The 26,089-nt window shown below is 64.6% G+C and carries 18 protein-coding genes; 13 read left to right on the top strand and 5 right to left on the bottom strand.

Features of this window, described 5'->3' with window-relative positions; genetic code table 11:
* Positions 1-59: 59 nt before the first annotated feature.
* The gene (pabB, locus tag JQX08_RS01615) at positions 60-1,403 is read right to left on the bottom strand and encodes an aminodeoxychorismate synthase component I (RefSeq protein ID WP_204914234.1); all 1,344 of its coding nucleotides are present in this window, start codon (positions 1,401-1,403) and stop codon (positions 60-62) included.
* 160 nt (positions 1,404-1,563) lie between these two features.
* On the opposite strand from pabB, the gene JQX08_RS01610 reads away from it, so the two are divergent.
* The 7 genes from JQX08_RS01610 (at position 1,564) to JQX08_RS01580 (ending at position 12,375) form a co-directional block, all read left to right on the top strand.
* Positions 1,564-4,272, top strand: coding sequence for a winged helix-turn-helix domain-containing protein (locus JQX08_RS01610; RefSeq protein WP_204914232.1), 2,709 nt, complete (start codon positions 1,564-1,566; stop codon positions 4,270-4,272).
* A 10-nt stretch (positions 4,273-4,282) separates the two neighbouring features.
* A complete protein-coding gene (locus JQX08_RS01605) occupies positions 4,283-6,988 on the top strand; it encodes a winged helix-turn-helix domain-containing protein (protein ID WP_430472487.1) in 2,706 nt (901 codons plus the stop codon).
* A gap of 229 nt (positions 6,989-7,217) precedes the next feature.
* Positions 7,218-7,679, top strand: coding sequence for a DUF6160 family protein (locus JQX08_RS01600; protein ID WP_204914228.1), 462 nt, complete (start codon positions 7,218-7,220; stop codon positions 7,677-7,679).
* Between the two features lie 92 nt (positions 7,680-7,771).
* Positions 7,772-8,533 carry a C39 family peptidase gene (locus JQX08_RS01595; RefSeq protein ID WP_204914226.1) on the top strand — a complete coding sequence of 254 codons (762 nt, stop codon included), beginning with the start codon at positions 7,772-7,774 and terminating at the stop codon, positions 8,531-8,533.
* A gap of 48 nt (positions 8,534-8,581) precedes the next feature.
* Complete coding sequence (locus tag JQX08_RS01590; RefSeq protein ID WP_204914224.1) at positions 8,582-9,586, top strand: transporter family protein; 1,005 nt, start codon at positions 8,582-8,584, stop codon at positions 9,584-9,586.
* A 19-nt stretch (positions 9,587-9,605) separates the two neighbouring features.
* On the top strand, positions 9,606-11,198 hold the full coding sequence (locus JQX08_RS01585) for an outer membrane protein transport protein (RefSeq protein ID WP_204914222.1): 1,593 nt from the start codon (positions 9,606-9,608) through the stop codon (positions 11,196-11,198).
* 10 nt (positions 11,199-11,208) lie between these two features.
* Complete coding sequence (locus tag JQX08_RS01580; RefSeq protein ID WP_204914221.1) at positions 11,209-12,375, top strand: MalM family protein; 1,167 nt, start codon at positions 11,209-11,211, stop codon at positions 12,373-12,375.
* A 69-nt stretch (positions 12,376-12,444) separates the two neighbouring features.
* Here JQX08_RS01580 and JQX08_RS01575 read toward each other — a convergent pair whose 3' ends face one another.
* The 3 genes from JQX08_RS01575 to rloA are packed head-to-tail and all read right to left on the bottom strand — an operon-like array spanning position 12,445 to position 15,503.
* Positions 12,445-13,431 carry an alpha-L-glutamate ligase-like protein gene (locus tag JQX08_RS01575; protein ID WP_204914220.1) on the bottom strand — a complete coding sequence of 329 codons (987 nt, stop codon included), beginning with the start codon at positions 13,429-13,431 and terminating at the stop codon, positions 12,445-12,447.
* Between the two features lie 3 nt (positions 13,432-13,434).
* Complete coding sequence (rloB, locus tag JQX08_RS01570) at positions 13,435-14,961, bottom strand: osmotic stress tolerance membrane protein RloB (RefSeq protein WP_204914219.1); 1,527 nt, start codon at positions 14,959-14,961, stop codon at positions 13,435-13,437.
* A gap of 5 nt (positions 14,962-14,966) precedes the next feature.
* Complete coding sequence (gene rloA / locus JQX08_RS01565; protein WP_204915308.1) at positions 14,967-15,503, bottom strand: retropepsin-like aspartic peptidase RloA; 537 nt, start codon at positions 15,501-15,503, stop codon at positions 14,967-14,969.
* 244 nt (positions 15,504-15,747) lie between these two features.
* Between rloA and JQX08_RS01560 the strand changes: the two genes are divergently transcribed.
* The 5 genes from JQX08_RS01560 to prpF all read left to right on the top strand — a co-directional run bounded on the left by JQX08_RS01560 (position 15,748) and on the right by prpF (position 22,548).
* Positions 15,748-16,467 carry a GntR family transcriptional regulator gene (locus tag JQX08_RS01560; RefSeq protein WP_204914218.1) on the top strand — a complete coding sequence of 240 codons (720 nt, stop codon included), beginning with the start codon at positions 15,748-15,750 and terminating at the stop codon, positions 16,465-16,467.
* The gene (prpB, locus tag JQX08_RS01555; protein ID WP_204914217.1) at positions 16,464-17,348 is read left to right on the top strand and encodes a methylisocitrate lyase; all 885 of its coding nucleotides are present in this window, start codon (positions 16,464-16,466) and stop codon (positions 17,346-17,348) included. The genes JQX08_RS01560 and prpB overlap by 4 nt, the downstream gene beginning before the upstream one ends.
* A gap of 88 nt (positions 17,349-17,436) precedes the next feature.
* Positions 17,437-18,597, top strand: coding sequence for a bifunctional 2-methylcitrate synthase/citrate synthase (prpC, locus tag JQX08_RS01550; RefSeq protein WP_204914216.1), 1,161 nt, complete (start codon positions 17,437-17,439; stop codon positions 18,595-18,597).
* Between the two features lies 1 nt (position 18,598).
* The gene (gene acnD / locus JQX08_RS01545; RefSeq protein ID WP_204914214.1) at positions 18,599-21,220 is read left to right on the top strand and encodes a Fe/S-dependent 2-methylisocitrate dehydratase AcnD; all 2,622 of its coding nucleotides are present in this window, start codon (positions 18,599-18,601) and stop codon (positions 21,218-21,220) included.
* A gap of 140 nt (positions 21,221-21,360) precedes the next feature.
* The gene (gene prpF / locus JQX08_RS01540) at positions 21,361-22,548 is read left to right on the top strand and encodes a 2-methylaconitate cis-trans isomerase PrpF (RefSeq protein ID WP_204914213.1); all 1,188 of its coding nucleotides are present in this window, start codon (positions 21,361-21,363) and stop codon (positions 22,546-22,548) included.
* Between the two features lie 138 nt (positions 22,549-22,686).
* Here prpF and ppsR read toward each other — a convergent pair whose 3' ends face one another.
* Positions 22,687-23,505 (bottom strand): posphoenolpyruvate synthetase regulatory kinase/phosphorylase PpsR, encoded by an 819-nt coding sequence (ppsR, locus tag JQX08_RS01535; RefSeq protein ID WP_204914212.1) that lies wholly within the window; start codon positions 23,503-23,505, stop codon positions 22,687-22,689.
* A 149-nt stretch (positions 23,506-23,654) separates the two neighbouring features.
* Between ppsR and ppsA the strand changes: the two genes are divergently transcribed.
* Positions 23,655-26,027, top strand: a complete 2,373-nt coding sequence (ppsA, locus tag JQX08_RS01530; protein WP_204914211.1) for a phosphoenolpyruvate synthase — start codon at positions 23,655-23,657, stop codon at positions 26,025-26,027.
* Positions 26,028-26,089 lie beyond the last annotated feature (62 nt).

The raw sequence follows: 26,089 nt of genomic DNA, 5'->3' as shown, positions 1-26,089 counted from the left end.
GGTCCGCGCTGACGAAAAAGCCCGCTTCGGCGGGCTTTTTCATGGGGCCAAGAAAGCGCTCAGAGGCGTTCCAGGGTATCGAGCAGCACTTTTACTTTGGTGATCGACTCGCTGTACTCGGCCTGCCAGTCGGAGTCGGCGACAATGCCGCCGCCGCCCCAGCAACTGACCTGGCCGTCCTTGATCAGCAGGCTGCGAATCGCGATCGAACTGTCCATTTCGCCGCGCACGTCGAGGTACAGCAGCGAGCCGCAGTAGATGCTGCGGCGGGTCGGCTCCAGCTCGTCGATGATCTGCATCGCGCGAATCTTCGGCGCGCCGGTGATCGAGCCGCCCGGGAAGCTGCCGGCGATCAGGTCCAGCGCATCCTTGCCGGCCGCCAGCTCGCCGACCACGCTGCTGACCAGGTGGTGGACGTTGGGGTAGCTCTCCAGGGCGAACAGTTCCGGCACCCGCACCGAGCCGGTGCGGCAGCTGCGCCCCAGGTCATTGCGCAGCAGGTCGACGATCATCAGGTTTTCCGCGCGGTCCTTGCGGCTGTCGAGCAGCTCGGCGGCCAGCGCCTGGTCTTCCTCGGGTGTCACGCCGCGCGGCCGGGTGCCCTTGATCGGCCGGGTTTCCACCTGGCCGTCGCTGATGTGCACGAAGCGCTCAGGCGACAGGCTGAGAATCGCGTTGCCGTCCGCCAAGGCGATGAAGCCGGAGAACGGTGTCGGGCAGTTCGCCCGCAGCGCGCGATAGGCAGCCCAGGCGTCGCCCACGCAGGGCGCGCGAAAGCGCTGTGCGAAGTTCACCTGGTAGCAATCGCCGGCCTGGATGTAGGCCTGGATACGCTCGATCGCCTGGCGATAGGTGCTGGCACTGAGATCGGCGCGAAACGGCGCCTGCAGGCGGAAGGACGCGACGGGCGGCGTCGCCGACGCGCTGAACAGCGCGACCAGGCGTTCGCGCTCGGCAGCGGCGAGCTGCGGATGGAACACCAGATAGCTTTCCCGGCGGTGGTGATCGCTGACCAGCGCCCAGGCGTACAGGCCGAAGCGCGCGTCGCCGAGGTCCAGGTCGTCTGCGGCCGCGGCCGGCAGCGATTCCAGGCGACGGCCGAAGTCATAGGACAGATAGCCGACTATTCCGCCGACGAATGGTACGTCGTGATTCTCCGGCGCCACGGTCGGCCCCAGGCGTGCTAGAGCGGTGCGCAAACGCTGCAGGAAATCGTTGGCCGATTCGTCGGCAGCCGGCGCCAATTCTGCCAATGGCCAGGCGCTGAGAAGGTCATAGCGTCCACGTTCGGCGGACGGCCGCCCGGCATCGAGCAGCACCGCGCCCGGGGCATGGCGGATCACGGCGAAGTAGTCGGCAGGGTCGGCCCGGTAGGTTAGGGCGTGCAGCGTGCAGGTAGGCATGCGAGGCTCGGCAAGGCGCGTGCGGCGATTGTAGTCCGCCGCCAGTGATCGTCCTAGAGCCTCTGCATCGGTTTGCTCAAGGCCCCGAACGCTGATTAGTATGCGAACAAGAATTCTAAGATCTGACGTATCACAACAATAACGATCAAGGATCAGAAGCATGGAAGTTGTGCTGGATCCAACCGCCGGCAGCCTGTTGCGTTCCAAGCTGACGGCGCCGCAACTGCCGGTTGATTACCTGCCCAGGCCCTTGGTGCAGGCTGCGATGCAAAGTCATTCCCACGCCCGCTTGTTGTTGTTCTGCGCGCCCGCCGGTTTCGGCAAGACCAGTGCGCTGGCGGCCGTCGCCGAACAGCGCCGTCAGGTCGGCAACGCGGTGGCCTGGGTGTCCCTCGGCGCCGAGGACGACGACCCGTCGCGTTTCTTCCAGAAACTGATCAACGCCCTGGACGCCGCGCTGCCCGGCGTCGGCACTGCCGCGGCAGACATACTCGGCACCGCAATGCAGGTGCCGGTGGCCGCGGTAATGGAAAGCCTGCTGGCTGACCTCAGCCGTCGCGCCGAGCCGCTGCTGCTGGTGCTCGACGATCTGCACCTGGTGCAGGACGCCGAACTGCTCGGCATGCTCGACCGGCTGATCAAGCTCGCCCCGGAGGGCTTCGCCCTGGCGGTCGGCAGTCGCGCCCAGCCGGAGCTGCGTCTGGCCACCTGGCGGGCCCAGGGCCTGCTGCTGGAGATCGGCTCCGACGAGCTGCGCCTGAACAAGGACGAAACCCGCGACTACCTGCGTCAGGGTGGTCTGGCGCTGGACGAGCCGACGCTCAATGCCCTGTACGCGCAGACCGAGGGCTGGATGGTCGGCGTGCACCTGGCCAGCCTGTTGCTGCGCCATCAGCCGCAGGCCTCGGTGCAGATGGCCTCGGTGGCCGGCGACCAGGCCGCGGTAGGTGCCTACCTGCTGTGCACGGTGTTCGAGCAGCTGCCCGCCGAGATGCAGGAGGTGCTGCTGGCGTTGGGCGTTGCCACGCAGGTCAGCGGCGATCTGGCCAATGCCCTGACCGGGCGCCAGGACGGCCAGGCGCTGCTCGAACGGCTCGAGGCGATGCAGCTGTTCCTGCTGCCGCTCGACCGCGAGCGGCAGTGGTACCGCTTCCACAACCTGTTCGCCGAATTCCTCCGCGCGCGGCTCAAGGAGCGCGACCCGGAGCGCCTCAAGCAACTGCACTTCAACGCCAGCCTGTGGTTCACCAACCACCACATGCAGAACCTCGCCATCGAGCACGCCTGCCTGGCGGAAGACCCGGAAATGCTCGCCGCGCTGATCGACGGTTGCGGCCTGGAGCTGATCAACCGCGGTCAGCTCAACCTCATCTACCGCTGGCGCAAGCAGGTGCCGGACGAGATCGCCCAGCGCTTCCCGGTGCTGGTGCTGGCCGATGTCTGGACCCGCGCCGCCGAGCTGTCGCTTCCCGACGCCAATCGCATGCTCGACGAGCAGCTGTCGCGCTGGAGCCAGGCCAAGCAGGGCCCGCTGAATGCCGAAGCCTTGGCGGCGCTGACCATCAAGGCCGTGCTGGCGATGCAGAAGGACGATCTCGACACCTGCCTGGCGCTGGTGCGCAAGGTCGAAGCGCAGCTCGGCCAGCACACCGCGTTCCTCGAGGTGGCGATGCTGATCCTCGGCGCGTTGGCCTACGTGATGCTCGCCCAGCCTGACCAGGCGCGCCGTCTGCTGGCGCTGGCGCAGCAGCGCAAGCACTTCCTCGAAGGCCGCTATCTGGACATGCAGCTGGCCAACGTGGAGATCCTGCTGTACCTGGAGCAGGGCATGGTCCGCCAGGCTCAGCTGCTGTTCGGCCAGTTGCGGCTGCGCGTGCTGCCATGGTTCGGCGAGCGCTCGCGCGCCTGTGCGCTGACCACCATCATCGATTCGCTGATCGCCTACCAGGAGGCCAACCTCGAGCATATCGAGGAGCGCCTGCGCTGGGCGCTGGCCACCGTCGACGTGATCAATCCGATCGACATCTACGCCCAGGGCATGCTCAGCCTGGCGCGCACCCATCGCCTGCAGGAGCGGCCGAAGGAGGCGCAGGCCTGCCTGACCCTGATGCAGAACCTGGCGGCGCGCAACCAGACCTGGCGCTTCTACGCCCAGGCGGTCGGCGAGGATATCGCAATGATCCTCCAGGAACCGGCTGCCGACCGGGTCAAGCGCGCCGAGCAGCGTTTTGCCGCGGTGGAGTGGGCCAAGCTGGCCGGACACTACCAGCGCATGCCGCTCAATCCGGTGCTGTGGGTGCAGGGCCTGACGCGCATTCGCCTACAACAGGCGCGCGGCCACTACAGCGAGGCGCTGCACGAGATCACCCAGCTGCGCAGCCAATTGCAGAACAACTGGCACGGCCTGCAGCGCTTGCGTCTCGACCTGCTCGCCGCGCTCAGCTACCAGCGCCTCGGCTATCAGGAGCGCGCCCGCTCGCTGCTCGTGCAGTGCCTGATCACCGCCGAGCGCGAAGGCATTCGCAGCCTGTTCATCGAGGAGGGCGACGCCATCCAGCAGATGCTCCAGCAGCTCGAATCCGCCGAGCGGCAGCCGACGGTGCAGAGCTTCATCCGTGGCCTGTTGGCGATCTGGCCCGGCCAGGCGGCGCGCAAGTCGCTGGAAGCGTTGGACGAGGGCCTGACCGAGCGCGAGCGCGAGGTGGTCTGCCTGGCGGCCAAGGGCATGTCGAACGAAGAGATCGGTCAACAGCTGGCGCTGGCGCTGGGTACCGTCAAATGGCACCTGCACAACATCTACGAAAAGCTCAAGGTGCGGAACCGGACGCAAGCCATCCGCCGTGCGCGTGAGTTGAGCCTGCTCGATTAAGGGGATGTCCGTGAGCAATCCGAATGCCTTGCCGCTGCTGCGCACCAAGCTGTTTCCGGCGCCGTTCGGCAGCCGCCCGCAGCTGCTGCGTAGCGCGCTGATCGAGCGCCTGTATGCCGGCCGCGAACAGCGCCTGGTGATCCTCAGCGCGCCGGCCGGCTGCGGCAAGAGCACCTTGCTCAGCCAGTACCGTCAGCGCCTGCTCGAGGGCGGCGCGCGCGTGGCCTGGCTGTCCTGCGACGAGTCGGACAGCGAGCCGTCGCGGCTGATGCGCTACCTGGTGGCAGCCATGGAGGTGATCGCTTCTGGCTTCGGCCAGCATGTGCTGGCGGCGCTGCGCGAGTCCGCCAGCGCCTCGCACGAGGTGCTGATCGACGCCTTCGTCGCCGACCTGAAAGGGCTGGAGGGCGAGGTGTACCTGATCCTCGACGACTTCCACCGCATTCGCCATCCGGCGATGCGCGAGGCTTCGCGCTACCTGACCGAGCGCCTGCCCGGCAACTTCCACCTGATCACCAGCATGCGCTACCAGCCGCACCTGCTTGAGCTGCGGCCGACGCCAACCTGGATCATGTCGCTGAAGGGCATTGACCTGCGCATGACCCGCGAGGAGACCGCGACGTATTTCCGCGAGGTCAAACACCTGCCGCTGAGCGCCGAGCAACTGCGCCAGCTGCAGTCGCGCACCGAGGGCTGGATCACCGGTCTGCACCTGGCGGGGCTCTCGCTGCAGCGCCACGCCGACCGCGATGCGTATATCGCCAGCCTGTCCGGCAGCGAGCGCAACATCGCCGACTACCTGGCCGAGGACGTGATGGCCGGGCTGTCCGAGGGCATGTGCCAGTTCCTCGAGCAGACCTCGGTGCTCGACGAGCTGAATGCTGAGCTGTGCAACGCTGTCACCGGCCGTCGCGACGGCCAGGAGATGCTCCAGCGCCTGCAGACCGAGCAGCTGTTCGTGATCCCGCTGGACGACAAGGGCGAGTGGTTCCGCTACCACCACCTGTTCGCCGAATTCCTCCAGGCGCGCCTGGCCAAGCGCGGCGACCCGACCCTGCTGCTGCACACCGCGGCGCGCTGGTGCGACAACCATGACCAGGCCGACCGGGCGATCCGCTACGCGCTGCGTGCGCGCGACTTCCCGTTCGCCGCCGACCTGCTTGAGCGCCAGGGCGCGCGGCTGGTGGCCGGCAACGAGGTGTACGGCATCCTCGGCATGTTCAAGAACCTGCCGGCGGAAGTCATCCACGAGCATCCGGTGTTCCAGATCTTCTATGCCTGGCAGCTGGCCTTCGACCAGAGCTTCGCCGAGGCGGAGGCGCTCATCGAAGACGTCAGCAGCCGCCTGCTGCAGGGCCGTGGCAAGGTCGTGCACTTCGGCATGCTCGAATTGCTCGGCGTCACCCAGGTGCTCAAGGCCCTGGTGCTGCTTTATCAGGACAAGCTCGAGGCCTGCCTGAAGATTTCCCGCCACTGGCTGGGTATGGTGCCGGACAACCAGCCGGTGTTCCGCGCTGCGCTGTCCTGTGTGCAGGCGGCGGCCTATGCGCTGCTCGGCGAGTATGGCGAGGCCGGCAAGTCGATCGCCGTGGCGCGCGACTGCCTGCGCAGCGCCGACAGCGAATACCTGCAGATGATGGCCAGCATGATCGAGTCGCTGATCTGCAAGGAAAACGGCGAGCCGGCGCGCGGCCGCGGACTGGCCGAGGCCGCGCGCGAGCGCGCCGCGCGCCTGTTCGGTCGTCACAACCGGATCGGCGGACCGCTGGTGCTGGCGTATGCCGACCTGCTGTACGAGGAGGACCGCCACGCGCTGGTGCTCGCCGAACTGCCTCGCGCCACCACCTGGCGCGACGTGGCGACCCCGGTCGAGCTGATCAGTCGCGGTGAATTGGTAATGGCGCGCGCACGCTTCTTCGCCGGCGAGGCGGAGGAGGGGCTGGCGCGCCTGGATAGCTGGCTGGCCGAACTGCAAGGTGCGCGTTTCGAGCGGGTGTTCGCCCTGGCGATGGCCTGCAAGGTGCAGTTCCTGTTGTGGTTGGGGCGGCCCAACGAAGCGGGGCGTGCCTGTCTGCAGCTGCAGCAGCACCTCGGCGCACTGCCCGAGGGCCGCTATGCCGACGCCGACGCGGCGCTGGCGATGGCCGAGGCGCGCGTGGCGCTGAGCGAGCGCCGCGCCGACCGCGCACAAGCCTGCCTGGAAGCCTGCCTGGCCAAACAGACGGCGGCGCACCATCGCGACCGGCGTTTGCGTCTGGCCCTGTTACTTTCTGTGGCGTACTGGCGCAAGGGTAACAGCGAGAAGGCCTTCGCCCTGTTCCAGCCGACCCTCGAAGAAGCCTGGCAGAACGGCTATCGCCGGCTGTTCCTCGACGACGCGCTGTGGCTGCTGCCGTTCTGGGAAGCCTGGCAGGCCGCCGAGCCGAAACGCGCGGCGCACTGGGCGGGGATGGCTGCGCAACTGCGCGAGCAGTGCCAGCGGCTCGCCGTCGACCATCAGAATCTTGAAGAAAACCAGGACATTAGCCATCGCGAGCGGGAAATCCTGCGCTTCGTGGCGGCCGGCCTGTCGAATCGCGACATCGCCCAGACGGTGCATCTGTCGGAGGCGACCATCAAGTGGCACCTGCACAACCTGTTCGCCAAGCTCGGCGTGCGCAGTCGCACCCAGGCGGTGCTCAAGGGCAAGAGCATGGGCTTGCTCGGCGAGCTCTAGACCGGGGCTGGAGGAGGGGACGGCCATCGGCCATCCGTTGGATAGGCTGCCAGGCGCACAGCGCGCCAGTAATTTGAGGTTCAGGGCGGGAAGCACGGTGCTTCACGAATCCAGGCTGGCGATACCTAGGGAAGCCATTGCGAGTCTGGAGATCGGCGTGAGCCGGTCCAGTTGTCAGGACAGGACGTCCGCGACAGCAACCTCATCTGAGAACTTGGAGACAACAACAATGAAAAGCTTCAAACAACTGGCTCTTGCTGCAGCTGTCCTGGCCGCTCCGTTCATGGCGCAAGCCGACCTCAAGGCCATGGACGACAGCAGCCTGTCCGCCGTAACCGGTCAGGACGGCATCAGCATCTCCGGTAACTTCAGCGGCTCGATCGGCAACGTCGCCTACATCGACGATGGCAACGCGCTGAACCTCAGCGGTATCTCCTTCAACGGCTTCTCGATCACCGACTCGGCTCCGCTGACCATCGACGTGGTGGAGAGCGGTGGCATCAAGCAACTGGCGATCGGCCTGCCGAGCATGACCGGTACCCTGACCGTCGCGAAGATCAACGTCGGTGGTACTTACACCGCCGCCGCCGGCAGCACCCCGGGCGCTCTGGCAGGCGGCAGCAGCATCGGCGGCCTGGCGGTCTCCGACATCAACATGGGCGGCACCACCGTCAAGATCTGGGGCCACTGAGTTCTGCCCTGCGTCTGACCTGGAAAGCCCTGCCGACGGATGTCGGCGGGGCTTTCTCCTAAATAAAAAAAGTCGCTTCATCAGGACTGCAGATGATCGAAATTCTCTTGGGTAGCCTGATCGGCCTGTTCGGTTTTACCGAGGCGGTGGACACCAAACCGCCGGCGCAAGGCACGGTCAACCTCACCCAGTCGCTGGTGCCGAATGGCCCGCTGCGCGAGACGGTGACCCTCGAGCCGATGAGCCAGCTGCAGTTTCGCAATGTGATTCGCCAGGCCTACGACTACAGCTGCGGTTCCGCGGCGCTGACCGGCCTGCTCGACTACTACCTCGGTCGCAACCTCGAAGAGCGCCAGGTCATGGAAGGTCTGCTGCGCTACGGCGAGGCGGACAAGATCGTCGAACGGCGCGGCTTCTCGTTGCTCGACATGAAGCGCTTCGTCGCTGCGCTGGGCTACAACAGCGGCGGTTTCCGCGCCGAGTTCGCCGACCTGGACGCGCTGGAACACCCGGCCCTGGTGCCGATTCACTACGCCGGCTTCAAGCATTTCGTGGTGGTCCGCGACGTCTACAACGATCACGTGTTCGTCGCCGATCCGGCGCTCGGCAACATCAGTTTCACCCGCACCCGCTTCGAGGAAATCTGGGACCAGAACGTCCTGTTCGTGATCTTCCCGACCGGCCAGGAACCGCAGAACGCCATGGCGCTCACCGAACGCGACCTGCGCATCATCGACGATCGCACGGTCAGCCTGCTGGCGTTCCGCGACTTCCCGCAGATGAGCAAATTCATGGAAAACCAGGCCGACGAGTTGGGCTCTGGGGGCGACATTCAATACATCCGCCGCAAATAGTGGTACGGCAACCAACCCATATAACAAGAAGCCAATGGGGATAGCGTCATGGGTGTTAAGGGGTATGCGTGGCTTGCCATGCTGGCGCTGACGGTTATCGAACCGGTGTGGGCCGACGAGCCATCGGTGGACGATGCGCGCGAGGCGTTGAGCAAGAAGGACGATGACGCCGACAGCGCCAAGGCGCTGGAGCAGGTGTTCCAGGCCTCGGAGAAGAGCTACACCCTGCTGAAGAAGGGCGAGCGCACGCTCACCTACGGCTTCGACTATTCGCTGCTGCGCGACACGCAGATCCAGACCGTGCGCACCGGCAACAACGTGTTCAGCGTGGTGGCGCAGTCCGAGGCGCAGCACACCTTCACCAACTCGTTCACCTTCGACTACGGCGTGTGGGACAACCTGACCTTCAGCATGCGCCTGCCGCTGGTGGCCAAGTACGACACCGAGCGCGAGATCGACGTCTACAGCCTCGGTGACATCTCCGCGAGCCTGCGCTGGCAGCCCTGGTCGTCGCTGCGCGGCAAGCCGGTCTACACCCTGTACGCCACGCTCGGCCTGCCGACCGGCACCAGCCCCTACGACATCAACAACGACAAGGACCTGGCGACCGGCAGCGGTTTCTACAGCGTCGGCGGCGGGCTCAATGTGTCCTACGTGGTCGACCCGGTGGTGCTGTTCGGCTCGCTCGGATACACCTACAACGTGCCGGTTTCCGGCATCCACCAGGTGCGCGGCGGGCGTGAGCTGAACAAGGTCGACCCGGGCTCGGCGTACAACTTCAGTATGGGCTTCGCCTATGCGCTGTCGTACGACGTGTCGCTGTCGACGTCCTACCAGATGTCCTACAACGACAAGCCGGACTACACCTTCGCCGACGCCAGTTTCGAGGGCACCGAGCAGACCAGCGCGATCATGAACTTCTCGCTGGGGCTGCGGACTTCGCCCGACTACATCGTCAACGTCAACGCGGGCTTCGGCATGACCGAGGATTCGCCGGACGTCCTCCTGGGGCTGTCGATGCCCCTCGATATCAAAGGCCTGAAAGCCCAGTAAGCCACCAGCGGACGACCTCATGACGATGCGAATTTCGCCGCTCGCACGGGCGGTTGCCGGGGCGGCTGTGCTCTGGAGCGGCTTCAGCCAGGCGCAGATGGCGCAGAACCTGACCATCGGCAACCCCAAGGCGATGGCCATGGGCAATGCCATCACCGCCGATTACAGCGGTATCGATGCGGTGCACTACAACCCGGCGGCGCTGACCAAGCTCAAGGGTCGGCAGACCATGGTCAAGTTTCTCACCGGGGTGATGGACATCCGCGCCGACTTCGACGCGCCACCCGACTACGGCAGCAACTTCCTCGGTCTCGACGACGACCCGATCGCCAACCGCTCCAGCCGCACCACCGCCGCGGCCATGTACCTGCCGGGCCTCGGTGGCGCCACCGAGGTGCCGCTGCTGTTCGCCCCGCTGGCCGGGTTGTCGATCAACCCGCCGGGCTCCAAGTTCACCTTCGCCACCGACGTCTACGCGCCGCAGGCGCTCGGCTACTCGCGCGGTGACAACGATCCGGCGCGCTACCAGGGCAAGGAAGTGGTGCTGCAGCGCATCACCTACTTCTCGCCGTCGCTCGGCTATCAGGTCAACGACGAACTGTCGGTCGGCCTGTCGATCGGTTTCTCGCACCAGGCCGTGGCGCTCAATCAGGACTTCCGCGCGCCCGGCGTGCTCACCGGCTTCACCGGCATGGCGCAGGACGCGCTGTGCACCATTGACGGCAACCCGTTCGAGATTCTGCTGAACATCTGCGGCGGTGACCTCGGCCCGTTCACCGACATCGCCAACCTCGACATCGACATGCAGCAGTCGCTGTCGCCGACCTGGAACGTCGGCTTCCTCTGGGAGCCGGTGGACTGGTTCGCCTGGGGCGCGGTGTACCAGAGCGAGGCGAAGATGCACCTGCAGGGCAAGTACCGTATCGACTACTCGAGCGACTGGCAGGGCTTCTGGCAGGGCCTGGACAGCTCGCTGATCGGCGCGATCTTCAGCAGCATCACCCCGGACGGGGTGTTCGACGAGGAGGCCGGCAACGTCTCCATGGACCTGACCTATCCGGCGCATTTCTCCACCGGCATCAAGCTGCGTCCGGCGTCGCGCTGGCAGGTCAACTTCGACGTCAAGTGGACCGACTACGCGGCCTGGAAGGAATTCAAGCTGGAGTTCGACCGGCCGCTCGACGTGCTGAAGATCGCCAGCCTGTTCTCCCCGGACAACGCCACGGCGACCACCATCACCCTCGACCGCGACTACGAGTCGGTGTGGAGCTGGGCGGTCGGCGTGCAGTACGACGTCAACGACCGCCTGAGCCTGCGCGCCGGTTTCGAGCCGCGGCCCTCGGCGATTCCCGGCAACAAGGCCGACGTGCTGGCGCCGCTCGGCGACGCCAAGCTGTATGGGCTGGGCATCGGCTATCGATGGGACAAGGACACGCTGATCGACCTTGGCTTCAACTACCTGACCAGCAAGCAGAGCATCCCGGCGCGCTCGAGCTGTAACCTCAACTGTTCGGACATCGACAGCATGGTGTACAACCCCTATGCCGACCTGGACGTGGAAACCAGCGTCAAGGCGTACATCCTCGCGCTGACCTACCAGACGACTTTCTGAGCCCGCCGCCATGCCGATCATCGCGTCTGCCCGTCACCTCCTGCTACCGCTGCTGTGCGGCGTGCTGCCGCTGTCCGCGCCAGCCACCCAGGGGCGTTACTTGACCTGGGTCGACGACCAGGGCGCGGTGCACAACACCTTCATCGACAGTCACTACAGCGAGCAGCAGCGCCAGGCCGCGCGGCGCATCAGCCTCGGCGACCAGGCCCGGCAGCAGGACGCCAAAGCGGCGCAGTGGCCGGGCGAGAAGACCAGCGGCGAGAGCAAGCGGCGCTACTTCACCTGGGTGGATGCCAGCGGCAATCTGCAGAACAGCTTCTACGCCGGCGACCAGCAGTTGGCTGGGCAGCGCGACCAACTGCTGCCAAATGGCGAGCGTTCCGGCGAGTACATCGATGCCGATGTGCTGGAAGGCCGCGGCTACGTGCGCCCTGGTCAGGACAACCCGTACTACACCTGGGTCGACGAGCAAGGCCGGATGCGCAACTCCAGCGTCGTTCCGCAGGCGCGCCGCGAGTCGGGCAGCCAGCCGGTCAAGTACACCGAGGGTCGCCAGGTCCAATTCGCCAACGACAAGCCGCGTCTGCCCTCGCTGGACGGCCAGCCGACTGCGGCCATGCAGGCGCTGCTGGCCGGCAGCAAGGCGGCGGGCGAGGGCCTCTATCAGGACCTGATCAATCACTGCTGCGTGCAACTGGCCGACGATGCCTTCACCGAGTTGTCGGCCGCCGAGCCGCGCTACGAGGAGCTCAATCGCTTCTCGCCGAGCCTGGATTTCCCCATGGGTCGCAGCTACTACGCCGCGCTGAAGCTGCCGCGTTCGCACAGCACCTACGGCCTGCGAGTGCGCAGCTTCGCCAACAAGGGCCTGGTCTATCCGTCGCTGCTGTTCCTCGACGAGGCCAAGCGGCCGACCCGGCTGGTCAGCGACGCGGTCTATCAGCTGCACGGCGAGACCTGGTACCGCTACGCCTTCATCGAGGGCACGGTGCCGGTCAAGGCCGAGGTCGGCGAGCGCTACGTGCTGCTGCTGACCACCGACGAGGACCGCAACCTGCGCACGCTGGACAATAAGCCTTACAAACGCCCGCTGCAGAAGCTGGCGGTGGACGAGGCGGGCATGCAGCAGCATGCGCATGCCGACGAGGGCGGTTTCGAGCTGGCGGTGGTGCGCTAGCGCCCGAGATCGCACAGGCGCAACAAAAAGCCCGGCATCGAGCCGGGCTTTTGCATTACGCGTTGGAACTCAGACTTGCGCCTGCAGCACGTGGCCGAACAGGCCCTGGGAGAAGCGCACGCGCTCTTCCGGGGGTTCCACCACGCCCTTGGCTTCCATCTCGGCGAGCCGCGCCTCGATGGCGTGCGCACGCTTGGTCAGGCCGCAGTCGTTGGCGATCTGGATGTTCAGGCCGGGACGAGCGTTGAGTTCGAGGATCAGGGGGCCCTTGTCCTGGTCGAGGACCATGTCGACACCGATGTAGCCGAGGCCGCACAGCTCGTAGCAGCCGGCTGCGAGCTTCATGAAGCCGTCCCAGTTCGGCAACTGCACGCCATCCACCGCGTTGGCGGTGTCCGGGTGCTTGCTGATCTTGTTGTTCAGCCAGGTACCTTTCAGGGTCACGCCGGTGGCCAGGTCGACCCCGACACCGATGGCGCCCTGGTGCAGGTTGGCCTTGCCGTTCGACTGGCGGGTCGGCAGGCGCAGCATGGCCATCACCGGGTAGCCCTTGAGCACGATGATGCGAATGTCCGGCACACCTTCGTAGCTGATGCTCTTGAAGATCTGGTCCGGGGTCACGCGGTACTCGATCAGCGCGCGGTCGCGGTGGCCGCCGAGCGAGTAGAGACCGGTGAGGATGCTGGAAATCTGGTGCTCGATTTCCTCGTGGCTAACGATCTTGCCGGACACCGTCTTGTAGCGGTCCTCGAAGCGGTCGGCGATCACCAGGATGCCGTCGCCGCCGGCGCCCTGCGCCGGCTTGATCACGAAGTCGTTACGCTCGCCGATGATCTCGCCGAGCTTGTCGATTTCCTTCTCGGTCTCGATGATCCCGTACAGCTCCGGCACATGGATGCCGGCCTCGATGGCCTTGTGCTTGGTGATGATCTTGTCGTCGACGATCGGGTACAGATGCCGTTCGTTGTACTTCAGCACGTAGTCCGCGTTACGCCGGTTGATGCCCATGATGCCTTTGGCTTCGAGGGCTTTCCATCGCTTGATCAGGCCGAACATGGCTCAGTCCTTCAGGAAGGCTTTGAAGCGGAACAGCTCGGTCAGGCGGTAGCCGCGGTAGCGACCCATCGCCAGCATGAAGCCCACCAGAATCAGCAGCACGGCGGGGAAGGTGAACACGAAGTACACCAGTTCCGGCACTTTCATCAGCAGGTGCGCCAGCGAGGCGGCGAACAGCGTGCCGATCGCCGCTTTCATTGCATGGGCGGCACCGCGCTCTTCCCAGGTGATCGACAGACGCTCGATGCTCATGGTCAGGATCACCATCGGGAACAGGGCGACCGACAGGCCACTCTCGAAGCCGAGCTTGTGGCTGAGCAGGCTGATCGCGGCGATGGTCACCACCACGAAGGTCAGCACCACCGACAGGCGCGGCAGCATCTGCAGCTTCAGGTGTTCGAGGTAGGAGCGTAGCGACAGGCCCAGCGTGGTGATCACGGTGAACAGGCCGATACCCCATTCCAGTCCGGTTTCCCGGAAGGCGAGGGCGATCAGCACCGGGGTGAAGGTGCCGAGGGTCTGCAGGCCAATCAGGTTGCGCAGGACCAGGATCACCAGCACGCCGAACGGGATCATGATCATGATCTGGAAGGTCTGCTGGGTGGACAGCGGCAGGCCGTACAGCGAGTACTCGAGGAAGTCGGCGTCGGTGTTCTCGTCGGTCAGCTTGGCCAGGCGGATCGCGTTGATCTCGCTGTTGTTCAGGTTGAAGCTGACCTGGGCCTTCTTGCCACCCTCGATGTTGACCAGCGGCTGGTCGCCGATCCACCAGATCAGGCGGTCGACCGGCATGCCTTGCTCACCGGTTTCCGGGTTGAAGTACAGCCAGTTCTCGCCGTTGAAGCTGCGCATCCACAGCTCCGGGCTCTGCGCCTGGTCGGCGACCAGGCGGATGGTGTGTACGCGTTCCATCGGCACGTGGGCGATGGACAGCAGCAGCTCGATGGTCTTGGCCTTGTTGGGTGTCGACACATCGCCAGCCAGCAGCAGCTTGACGTTGTCGTCGTTGAGGTTGTTGACCCGCTTGATGGTCTCGCTGATGAACGTCTCGACGTCCGCCGAGTGTTGGCGGATCGGCGCAAGCAATGCTTCTGCGGCGATCTTCTCCGGGCCTTCCACGGCGATGCTGTCGCGGAAGATCGGGCCGCTGACCTTGGGCTTCTCACCGCTGTAACGCTTGGTCATCACCAGGCGGTAGTAGAGGGTCTGGTTGCCACTGGCGCGGCGTGCCGACCAGGTGACTTTGCGGTTGCCGTCGGCGCGGTTGATGCTCACGCCGTAGTTATTGGAGACGAAGCTCTCGTTCAGGCTCACGTAGTCCTGGCTGAGCGGCGGCACGAACATCTGCACCTTCACCGGGGTCTTCGGGCTGGCCTGGAATTCGATCTTGGCGTCGATGTTCCACAGGTCGTCGGTTTCATCCTCGGTAACCGGGATGCCGACAATGAAGATCTGATACGCCGTGATCAGCACGCCCAGCGTTACCAGCACGCCGATCAGGACTTTCAGATGGAGGGTGAGAGAGCGCATGTAAATTACTCTGCAGAGTTTGCGTCGGAAGTGCAGTCCGGTTTGCCGGCTGCGTATTTAAGGCTCGGATCGACCAGTGCACCGAAGCGCTTGAGCGCTTCCGAGCCGATCAGAAGTGGGTATTGGAAGGCACTGCGGTCGGTCAAGTTCACTTCGATGCTGCGCAAGGCCGAACCCATGCACACCTCCAGCTCGATCACCGGACGTGCCGTGTAGGTCTTTTCCTCTTCGGCGTTGTAGTCGCCGGAGCGCCGCTTGATCTTGCTGATACGCGCCAGCGGCCGTTCGATCGGGTGCACATGGGCGTCGTCGATGGCGAGGAAGAAGCGCACCCAGGTTTCGCCGTCGCGCTTGAAGCGCTTGATGTCGCGGGCACTCAGCGACGCGGTTTTCGCACCGGTGTCGAGTTTGGCGGCCACTTGCAAGTCGAGCTCGGCCAGCGTCGCGTATTCATTGAGTCCATAGACCGTCTTGTCGGCGGCGAGACTCAGGCCGGGCAATAAGAGCAGGCAAAACAGCAGGGCTAGGGGCTCGAGTCTCATAAATCCCGTGAGGTACAGAACAAACGCGTGAAGTCTAGCAGGCGCGGCCTGGCCGCCCTGCCGATGCAGGCGGCGGCATTCTAGCATGCGGGTTTTCTGCGGCGACAGGTCGCATATGGTCCTTTGTGGCAGTCAGTCAAGGCGGTGAAAATTTTTTAGCATTAGCAGATTGTCGACAATCAATTGACATGGATGGGTGGCGTCGCTAGATTTCCGCCCATAAGTTCAATGGTGTGTCGACAATATGTTGGATGCAACTGAAGTGGCCGTCACGGCCCCCGACGATGGCGAGACGCTCTCGGAACATGTGTTCCGGCGCATCCAGGCGGCCATCGTGCGCGGCGAAATCGCCCCGGGCAGCAAGATTTCCGAGCCGGAGCTGGCGCGCACCTACGGCATCAGCCGCGGCCCGCTGCGCGAGGCGATCCACCGTCTGGAAGGCCAGCGCCTGCTGGTCCGCGTGCCGCACGTTGGCGCGCGGGTGGTGTCGCTGAGCCAGGCCGAGCTGGTCGAACTGTACGAAATCCGCGAATCGCTGGAAGGCATGGCCTGTCGCCTGGCCGCCGAGCGCATGAGCGCGGAAGAGATCGACGAACTGCGCCGCCTGCTCGACCTGCACGAGCAGGACGAGGCCTTCAAGGCTGGCGTCGGCTACTACCAGCAGGAAGGCGACTTCGACTTCCACTACCGAATCATCCAGGGCAGTGGCAACCGCACGCTGACCCAGATGCTCTGCGGCGAGATGTACCAGTTGGTGCGCATGTATCGCCTGCAGTTCTCCGCCACGCCGAACCGCCCACGTCAGGCGTTCGCCGAGCACCACCGAATTCTCGATGCCATCGCCGACCGAGACGGCGAACTGGCCGAGTTGCTGATGCGCCGTCACATCGGGGCATCGAAGCGCAATGTCGAGCGCCACTACCTTGGTGCTCCCACCCAGACAATTCCACGAGGTGAGTCATGAGTTTGAAAACCCCAGGTCAGCGTTTCCGCGATGCTCTCGCCGAAGAGAGCCCGCTGCAGGTGATTGGCGCGATCAATGCCAACCACGCGCTGCTGGCCAAGCGTGCCGGCTTCCGGGCCATCTACCTGTCCGGTGGCGGTGTTGCCGCCGGCTCGCTGGGCCTGCCGGACCTGGGTATCAATACCCTGGATGACGTACTCACCGATGTGCGCCGCATCACCGACGTCTGCGACCTGCCGCTGCTGGTGGACATCGATACCGGCTTCGGCCCGAGTGCGTTCAACATCGAGCGTACCGTCAAGAACCTGATCAAGGCCGGCGCCGCCGCTGCGCACATCGAGGACCAGGTCGGCGCCAAGCGCTGCGGTCACCGTCCGGGCAAGGAAATCGTCTCCACCGAGGAGATGGCCGACCGCGTCAAGGCGGCCGCCGATGCCAAGACCGACCCGAATTTCTTCCTGATCGCCCGTACCGACGCCATCCAGGCCGAAGGCGTGGACGCCGCCATCGAGCGCTGCCAGCGCTACGTCGAGGCTGGTGCCGATGCGATCTTCGCCGAAGCCGCCTACGACCTGCCGACCTACGCGCGCTTCGTCAAGGAGCTGAACGTCCCGATCCTGGCCAACATCACCGAGTTCGGCGCCACCCCGCTGTTCTCCCGTGACGAACTGGCCTCGGTCGGTGTGGCGATCCAGCTCTACCCGCTGTCCGCCTTCCGTGCCGCCAACAAGGCTGCCGAGGCCGTGTACACCGCGGTGCGCCGCGATGGCCACCAGAAGGAAGTCATCGACCTGATGCAGACCCGTGCCGAGCTGTACGACCGCATCGGCTACCACGCTTTCGAGCAGAAGCTGGACGCGCTGTTCGCAGCCAAGAAATAACCGGCACGCAGGCCCCGTGCCCCGCGCACGGTGGCCTGCGGAGAACAACAAGCAGTACCCAACCGGATTACCTGAGGAGATACGAGCGATGAGCGCGACTGAAACGACCGCCCCTACCTTCAAGCCGAAGAAGTCGGTGGCCCTGAGTGGCACCGCCGCCGGCAACACCGCCCTGTGCACCGTTGGCCGCACCGGTAACGACCTGCACTACCGTGGCTACGACGTGCTCGACTTCGCCAACCGTTGCGAATTCGAAGAAATCGCCCACCTGCTGGTGCACGGCAAGCTGCCGAACGTCGCCGAACTGGCTGGTTACAAGGCCAAGCTCAAGGCCCTGCGCGGCATCCCGGCCGCCCTCAAAGCCTCCCTCGAGCAACTGCCGCCGTCCGCCCACCCGATGGACGTGATGCGTACCGCCGTGTCCGTGCTGGGCTGCGTGTCGCCGGAGAAGGAAGACCACAACCACCCGGGCGCCCGGGACATCGCCGACAAGCTGATGGCTTCGCTGGGTTCCGCGCTGCTGTACTGGTACCACTTCAGCCACAACGGCAAGCGCATCGACGTGGAAACCGACGATGACTCCATCGGCGGTCACTTCCTGCACCTGCTGCACGGCGAGAAGCCGCGTGCGTCCTGGGTGCGCGCCATGCACACCTCGCTGAACCTGTACGCCGAGCATGAGTTCAACGCGTCGACCTTCACCTCGCGGGTGATCGCCGGCACCGGTTCCGACATGTACTCCTGCATCGCCGGCGCCATCGGCGCGCTGCGCGGTCCGAAGCACGGCGGCGCCAACGAAGTGGCCTTCGAGATCCAGAAGCGCTACGACAACCCGGACGAGGCCGAGGCCGACATTCGTGCTCGCGTCGAGAAGAAGGAAGTCGTGATCGGCTTCGGTCACCCGGTCTACACCGTGGCCGATCCGCGCAACAAGGTGATCAAGGAAGTCGCTCACGAGCTGTCCGCCGAGCAGAGCAACACCAAGATGTATGACATCGCCGAGCGCCTGGAAACCATCATGTGGGACATCAAGAAGATGTTCCCCAACCTCGATTGGTTCAGCGCCGTCAGCTACCACATGATGGGCGTGCCCACCGCGATGTTCACCCCGCTGTTCGTGATCGCCCGCACCTCCGGCTGGTCGTCCCACGTCATCGAACAACGCATCGACGGCAAGATCATCCGCCCGAGCGCCAACTACACAGGTCCTGAAGACCTGAAGTTCGTGCCGCTCAAGGATCGTAAATAAGATGAACACCCAATACCGTAAAAGCCTGCCGGGCACACAACTGGACTACTTTGACGCCCGCGCGGCTGTCGAAGAGATCCAGGCTGGTGCCTGGGCAAAACTGCCGTACACCTCCCGTGTGCTTGCCGAGCAGCTGGTACGCCGCTGCGAGCCGGCGGACCTGACCGCTTCGCTGGAGCAGCTGGTCTACCGCAAGCGCGATCTGGACTTCCCTTGGTACCCGGCCCGCGTGGTCTGCCACGACATCCTTGGCCAGACCGCTCTGGTCGACCTGGCCGGCCTGCGTGATGCCATCGCCGACCAGGGCGGTGACCCGTCCAAGGTCAACCCGGTGGTGCCGACCCAGCTGATCGTCGACCACTCGCTGGCCGTGGAAGCGCCGGGCTTCGACCCGGATGCTTTCGAGAAGAACCGCGCCATCGAAGACCGTCGCAACGAGGACCGCTTCCACTTCATCGAGTGGACCAAGACCGCGTTCAAGAACGTCGACGTGATCCCGGCCGGCAACGGCATCATGCACCAGATCAACCTGGAGAAAATGAGCCCGGTGATCCAGGCGCGTGGCGGCGTGGCGTTCCCCGATACCTGCGTCGGCACTGATTCGCACACCCCGCACGTGGATGCCCTGGGCGTGATCGCCATCGGCGTCGGCGGCCTGGAAGCGGAAACCGTGATGCTCGGCCATCCGTCGATGATGCGCCTGCCCGACATCGTCGGCGTCGAGCTGACCGGTAAGCGCAAGCCGGGCATCACTGCCACCGACATCGTGTTGGCCATCACCGAGTTCCTGCGCAAGGAACGTGTGGTCGGCGCTTATGTCGAGTTCTTCGGCGAAGGCGCTGACAGCCTGTCGATCGGCGACCGCGCGACCATCTCCAACATGTGCCCGGAATACGGCGCCACTGCCTCGATGTTCTACATCGACGGTCAGACCATCGACTACCTCAAGCTGACTGGCCGCGAGCCGGAGCAGGTCGCGCTGGTGGAGAACTACGCCAAGACCCTGGGTCTGTGGAGCGACGCGCTGAAGACCGCCGAGTACGAGCGTGTGCTGAGCTTCGACCTGGCTAGCGTAGTGCGCAACATGGCCGGCCCGTCCAACCCGCACCGCCGTCTGCCGACCTCGGCGCTGGCCGAGCGCGGTATCGCCGACGAGGCCAAGCTGCAGTCCGGCAAGGTCGAGGAAGCCGAAGGCCTGATGCCGGACGGCGCGGTGATCATCGCCGCCATCACCAGCTGCACCAACACTTCCAACCCGCGCAACGTGGTGGCCGCCGGTCTGGTGGCGAAGAAGGCCAACGCGCTGGGCATGGTACGCAAGCCGTGGGTGAAGACTTCCTTCGCTCCGGGCTCCAAGGTCGCCAAGCTGTACCTGGAAGAAGCCGGCCTGCTGCCGGAACTGGAGAAGCTGGGCTTCGGCATCGTCGGCTACGCCTGCACCACCTGCAACGGCATGTCCGGCGCGCTGGACCCGGTGATCCAGCAGGAAATCATCGACCGTGACCTGTACGCCACCGCCGTGCTGTCGGGCAACCGCAACTTCGACGGTCGTATCCACCCCTACGCCAAGCAGGCCTTCCTGGCCTCGCCGCCGCTGGTAGTGGCCTACGCCCTCGCCGGTACCGTGCGCTTCGACATCGAGCAGGACGTGCTGGGCACCGATCAGAACGGCAATCCGGTCACCCTGAAGGACCTGTGGCCATCCGACGAAGAGATCGACGCCATCGTCGCTTCCAGCGTCAAGCCGGAGCAGTTCCGCCAGATCTACATCCCGATGTTCGATCTGGGCAGCGTTCAGGAAGCGGAAAGTCCGCTGTACGACTGGCGCCCGATGTCCACCTACATCCGCCGTCCGCCGTACTGGGAAGGCGCGCTGGCGGGTGAGCGCACCCTGAAGGGCATGCGTCCGCTGGCGGTGCTGCCGGACAACATCACCACCGACCACCTGTCGCCGTCCAACGCGATCCAGATGAGCTCGGCCGCCGGTGAATACCTGCACAAGATGGGCGTGCCGGAGGAGGACTTCAACTCCTACGCCACCCACCGCGGCGACCACCTGACGGCACAGCGCGCTACGTTCGCCAACAAGGAACTGGTCAATGAAATGGCCATTGTTGACGGTGCTGTGAAGAAGGGTTCGCTGGCCCGTGTCGAGCCGGAGGGCCAGGTCATGCGCATGTGGGAAGCCATCGAAACCTACATGAACCGCAAGCAGCCGCTGATCATCGTCGCCGGCGCCGACTACGGTCAGGGCTCGTCCCGCGACTGGGCGGCCAAGGGCGTGCGTCTGGCTGGCGTGGAAGTGATCGTCGCCGAAGGCTTCGAGCGCATCCACCGCACCAACCTGGTCGGTATGGGCGTGCTGCCGGTGGAGTTCAAGCCGGGCACCACCCGCCTGACCCTCGGCATCGACGGCACCGAAACCTACGACATCAAGGGCGACCTGTCGCCGCGCTGCGACCTGACCCTGGTGGTCAATCGCCGCAACGGTGAAGTGGTCGAAGTGCCGGTGACCTGCCGCCTGGACACCGCTGCCGATGTCAGTGTGTACAACGCCGGTGGCGTGCTGCAACGCTTCGCCAAGGACTTCCTGAAGTCCTCCGCCGAGGCCGCGACTGCCTAAGTGAGACTCCGCCGCGGGGTGGCGACACCCCGCGGCGGGCTATCCGGCATCCTGTAGGAGCCAGCTTGCTGGCGATCGACGCCGTATCAGGCTGGCTCCTACAGGCTACCGAACCCCAGTTTTGCCGCGAAGGAAAAGACATGAGCCACGTACCCCAGATCAAAGTTCCTGCCACCTACATCCGCGGCGGCACCAGCAAGGGCGTGTTCTTCCGCCTGCAGGACCTGCCCGAACGCTGCCAGGTGCCAGGCAAGGCACGTGACCAGTTGTTCATGCGTGTGATCGGCAGCCCCGATCCCTATTCGGCGCATATCGACGGCATGGGCGGCGCGACTTCCAGCACCAGCAAGTGCGTGATCCTGTCGAAGAGCAGCCAGCCCGGCCATGACGTGGATTACCTCTACGGCCAGATATCCATCGACAAGGCCTTCGTCGACTGGAGCGGTAACTGCGGCAACCTGTCGACCGCGGCCGGCGCGTTCGCCCTGCATGCGGGCCTGGTCGATCCGGAGCGCATCCCGGACAACGGCACCTGCGTGGTGCGCATCTGGCAGGCCAACATCCAGAAAACCATCATCGCCCATGTGCCGGTCAGCAATGGCCAGGTGCAGGAAACCGGTGACTTTGACCTCGACGGCGTGACCTTTCCGGCCGCGGAAATCGTGCTGGAGTTCCTCGATCCGTCCGACGACGGCGAGGAGGGCGGTTCGATGTTCCCCACCGGCAACCTGATCGACGACCTGGAAGTGCCGGGTGTTGGCACCTTCAAGGCGACCATGATCACTGCCGGCATTCCCACCGTGTTCGTCAATGCCGAAGACATCGGCTATCAGGGCACCGAGCTGCGTGAGGCCATCAACGGCGATCCGGAGCAATTGGCGCGTTTCGAGAAGATTCGCATCGCCGGCGCCCTGCGCATGGGCCTGATCAAAACCCCGGAAGAGGCGGCGACCCGCCAGCACACGCCGAAGATCGCCTTCGTCTCGAAACCCAAGACCTATCAGGCGTCCAGCGGCAAGGAAGTCAGCGCTGGCGACGTCGATTTGCTGGTGCGTGCACTGTCGATGGGCAAGCTGCACCACGCCATGATGGGTACTTGTGCGGTGGCTATCGGTACTGCGGCAGCCGTGCCCGGCACGTTGGTCAACCTCGCAGCCGGTGGTGGCGAGCGCACCGCGGTGCGTTTCGGTCATCCGTCCGGCACCTTGCGTGTCGGCGCCGAGGCCAAACAGGTCGACGGCGAGTGGACGGTGACCAAGGCCATCATGAGCCGCAGCGCGCGGGTGCTGATGGAAGGTTGGGTACGGGTCCCTGGCGACGCGTTCTGAGTGCGATCTACCGGGCCCGCATAGGCGGACCTGGTAGCTTCTGGGGCGCGAAGGCGAGGGCGGAACGTCCGAGCTAGACGTGTCGCCAGGCAAACAAAAGCCCGCAGGCGCGGGCTTGGCGAGGGCGCGGCGGGTCGCTTACTTCAGGCGCCGTTCCACGCCTTTCTCCACCAGGATCTTGGCGGAAATCTCTTCCACCGAGAAATGCGTGGAGTTGATGAAGTTGATGTTCTCGCGGCGCAGCAGGGCTTCCACTTCGCGGACTTCGAACTCGCACTGGGCGTAGCTGGCGTAGCGGCTGTTGGGCTTGCGCTCGTTGCGAATCGCCGCCAGGCGGTCCGGGTCGATGGTCAGGCCGAACAGCTTGTGCTTGTAGGGCTTGAGCGCGGCCGGAAGCTGCAGGCGCTCCATGTCGTCTTCGGTGAGTGGGTAGTTGGCGGCTCGGATGCCGTACTGCATGGCCATGTACAGGCAGGTCGGTGTCTTGCCGCAGCGCGACACGCCGATCAGGATCAGGTCGGCCTTGTCGTAGTAGTGGGTGCGCGCGCCGTCGTCGTTGTCGAGGGCGAAGTTGACCGCCTCGATACGCTCCATGTAGTTGCTGCTGTGGGCGATCGAATGCGACTTGCCGACGCTATACGACGAGTGGGAAGTCAGTTCCTGTTCGAGGGGGGACAAAAACGTCGAAAAGATGTCAATCATGAAGCCATCGGATTTCGCCAGAACGTCGCGAATATCCTGGTTTACCACGGTGTCGAAGATGATCGGCCGGGCGCCGTCTTTCTCGGCAGCTGCGTTGATTTGTTGTACCATGGCGCGCGCTTTTTCAACGCTGTCGATGTACGGTCGGGTCAGCTTCGTGAACGTGATGTTCTCGAATTGCGCCAGCAGGCTCTGGCCCAAGGTTTCGGCGGTGATGCCGGTGCCGTCCGAGATGAAGAAAGCGGTTCGTTTCATTTGCGCCTTGGGCCTTAAGCTGGGAACGATTCTTAGCTATCATAGGCCCCCTTTCGCCGGGCCCGCATTGGTCGGCATTTTGACTTATTTGTCAGGGCCAAAGCCATCGCGCGCGGCGGCTTTCCCGAATATCAAGTGGAGAGATCACCTTGGTTGAGTACGTAGTTTCCCTCGATAAGCTCGGCGTCCACGATGTTGAGCACGTAGGGGGCAAGAACGCCTCCCTGGGCGAGATGATCAGCAACCTGGCTGGTGCCGGTGTATCGGTTCCCGGCGGTTTCGCCACTACGGCCCAGGCCTATCGTGACTTCCTCGAGCAAAGCGGCCTGAACGAGCGCATCCACGCGGCGCTCGACGCGCTGGACGTGGACGACGTCAGCGCCCTGGTCAAGACCGGCGCACAGATTCGCCAGTGGGTGATGGAAGCCGAGTTTCCCGAGCGTCTCAACGCCGAAATTCGCAGCGCCTTCGCCGCCATGGCTGACGGCAATGACAACATGGCCGTCGCCGTGCGCTCTTCGGCGACTGCCGAAGACCTGCCGGACGCGTCCTTCGCCGGCCAGCAAGAGACCTTCCTGAACATCCGTGGCGTGGACAACGTGATCCGCGCCGCCAAGGAAGTCTTCGCCTCCCTGTTCAACGATCGCGCCATCGCCTACCGCGTGCACCAGGGCTTCGACCACAAGCTGGTCGCCCTGTCCGCCGGCGTGCAGCGCATGGTCCGTTCGGAAACCGGCACCGCCGGCGTGATGTTCACCCTGGACACCGAATCCGGTTTCCGTGACGTGGTGTTCATCACCGGTGCCTACGGCCTCGGCGAGACCGTGGTGCAGGGTGCCGTCAACCCGGACGAGTTCTACGTTCACAAGCAGACCCTGGAAGCTGGCCGCCCGGCCATCCTGCGCCGCAACCTCGGCAGCAAGGCAATCAAGATGGTCTATGGCGATGAAGCCAAGGCCGGTAAGTCGGTCAAGGTGGTCGACGTCGACCACGCCGACCGCGCGCGCTTCTGCCTGAGCGATGCCGAAGTGGCCGAGCTGGCCAAGCAGGCGATGATCATCGAGAAGCACTACCAGCGCCCGATGGACATCGAGTGGGCCAAAGACGGCGACGACGGCAAGCTGTACATCGTCCAGGCCCGTCCGGAAACCGTGAAGAGCCGCAGCAGCGCCAACGTCATGGAGCGCTACCTGCTCAAGGAAACCGGCAAGGTGCTGGTCGAAGGTCGCGCGATCGGTCAGAAGATCGGCGCCGGCAAGGTGCGGGTGATCAACGATATCGCCGAGATGGACAAGGTCCAGCCGGGCGACGTGCTGGTCTCCGACATGACCGACCCGGACTGGGAGCCGGTGATGAAGCGCGCCAGCGCCATCGTCACCAACCGCGGCGGGCGCACCTGCCACGCGGCGATCATCGCCCGTGAGCTGGGCATCCCGGCAGTGGTTGGTTGCGGCAACGCCACCCAGGTGCTGAAAGACGGCCAGGGCGTTACCGTGTCCTGCGCCGAAGGCGATACCGGCTTCATCTTCGAAGGTGAGCTGGGCTTCGATATCCGTCAGAACTCGGTCGATGCCATGCCCGAGCTGCCATTCAAGATCATGATGAACGTCGGCAACCCGGATCGCGCATTCGACTTCGCCCAACTGCCGAACGAAGGTGTGGGCCTCGCCCGCCTGGAATTCATCATCAACCGCATGATCGGCGTGCACCCGAAGGCGCTGCTGAACTTCGCCAGCCTGCCGGCCGACATCAAGGACAGCGTCGAGAAGCGCATCGCCGGTTACGACGATCCGGTCGGCTTCTACGTCGAGAAGCTGGTCGAGGGCATTAGCACCCTGGCCGCAGCGTTCTGGCCGAAGAAGGTCATCGTGCGTCTGTCGGACTTCAAGTCCAACGAATATGCCAACCTGATCGGCGGCAAGCTGTACGAGCCGGAAGAAGAGAACCCGATGCTCGGCTTCCGTGGCGCTTCGCGTTACATCAGCGAGTCGTTCCGTGACTGCTTCGAGCTCGAGTGCCGTGCACTGAAGAAAGTCCGCAACGAAATGGGCCTGACTAACGTCGAGATCATGGTGCCGTTCGTGCGCACTCTGGGCGAAGGCAGCCAGGTGGTCGAGTTGCTCGCCAACAACGGTCTCAAGCGCGGCGAAAATGGCCTGCGCGTGATCATGATGTGTGAGCTGCCGTCCAACGCCCTGCTGGCCGAGGAATTCCTCGAGTTCTTCGACGGCTTCTCGATCGGCTCCAACGACCTGACGCAGCTGACCTTGGGTCTGGATCGCGACTCCGGGATCATTGCCCACCTGTTCGATGAGCGGAATCCGGCGGTCAAGAAGCTGTTGGCCAACGCCATTCAGGCCTGCCGCAAGGCCGGCAAGTACATCGGCATCTGCGGTCAGGGCCCATCGGACCACCCGGATCTGGCCAAATGGCTGATGGAGCAGGGCATCGAAAGCGTGTCGCTGAACCCGGACTCGGTGCTGGAGACCTGGTTCTTCCTGGCCGAAGGTCAGCAGGCCTGAGTCGCTAGCTCACAGTGGAAAAGGGCGGGATTGATCCCGCCCTTTTTTGTGCCAGTCATTTT

The organism is Zestomonas insulae (genome assembly GCF_016901015.1).
GTDB classification, from domain to species: domain Bacteria; phylum Pseudomonadota; class Gammaproteobacteria; order Pseudomonadales; family Pseudomonadaceae; genus Aquipseudomonas; species Aquipseudomonas insulae.
Note: the sequence above shows the minus strand (reverse complement) of the source record. Positions and strands in the feature narration are given on the sequence as shown.

Bases quoted from the DNA above. Each gene is read 5' to 3' on its own strand.
- pabB (WP_204914234.1), bottom strand. From the start codon at position 1,403: ATGCCTACCTGCACGCTGCACGCCCTAACCTACCGGGCCGACCCTGCC.
- JQX08_RS01610 (WP_204914232.1), top strand. From the start codon at position 1,564: ATGGAAGTTGTGCTGGATCCAACCGCCGGCAGCCTGTTGCGTTCCAAG.
- JQX08_RS01600 (WP_204914228.1), top strand. From the start codon at position 7,218: ATGAAAAGCTTCAAACAACTGGCTCTTGCTGCAGCTGTCCTGGCCGCT.
- JQX08_RS01595 (WP_204914226.1), top strand. From the start codon at position 7,772: ATGATCGAAATTCTCTTGGGTAGCCTGATCGGCCTGTTCGGTTTTACC.
- JQX08_RS01590 (WP_204914224.1), top strand. From the start codon at position 8,582: ATGGGTGTTAAGGGGTATGCGTGGCTTGCCATGCTGGCGCTGACGGTT.
- JQX08_RS01585 (WP_204914222.1), top strand. From the start codon at position 9,606: ATGACGATGCGAATTTCGCCGCTCGCACGGGCGGTTGCCGGGGCGGCT.
- JQX08_RS01580 (WP_204914221.1), top strand. From the start codon at position 11,209: ATGCCGATCATCGCGTCTGCCCGTCACCTCCTGCTACCGCTGCTGTGC.
- JQX08_RS01575 (WP_204914220.1), bottom strand. From the start codon at position 13,431: ATGTTCGGCCTGATCAAGCGATGGAAAGCCCTCGAAGCCAAAGGCATC.
- rloB (WP_204914219.1), bottom strand. From the start codon at position 14,961: ATGCGCTCTCTCACCCTCCATCTGAAAGTCCTGATCGGCGTGCTGGTA.
- rloA (WP_204915308.1), bottom strand. From the start codon at position 15,503: ATGAGACTCGAGCCCCTAGCCCTGCTGTTTTGCCTGCTCTTATTGCCC.
- JQX08_RS01560 (WP_204914218.1), top strand. From the start codon at position 15,748: ATGTTGGATGCAACTGAAGTGGCCGTCACGGCCCCCGACGATGGCGAG.
- prpB (WP_204914217.1), top strand. From the start codon at position 16,464: ATGAGTTTGAAAACCCCAGGTCAGCGTTTCCGCGATGCTCTCGCCGAA.
- prpC (WP_204914216.1), top strand. From the start codon at position 17,437: ATGAGCGCGACTGAAACGACCGCCCCTACCTTCAAGCCGAAGAAGTCG.
- acnD (WP_204914214.1), top strand. From the start codon at position 18,599: ATGAACACCCAATACCGTAAAAGCCTGCCGGGCACACAACTGGACTAC.
- prpF (WP_204914213.1), top strand. From the start codon at position 21,361: ATGAGCCACGTACCCCAGATCAAAGTTCCTGCCACCTACATCCGCGGC.
- ppsR (WP_204914212.1), bottom strand. From the start codon at position 23,505: ATGAAACGAACCGCTTTCTTCATCTCGGACGGCACCGGCATCACCGCC.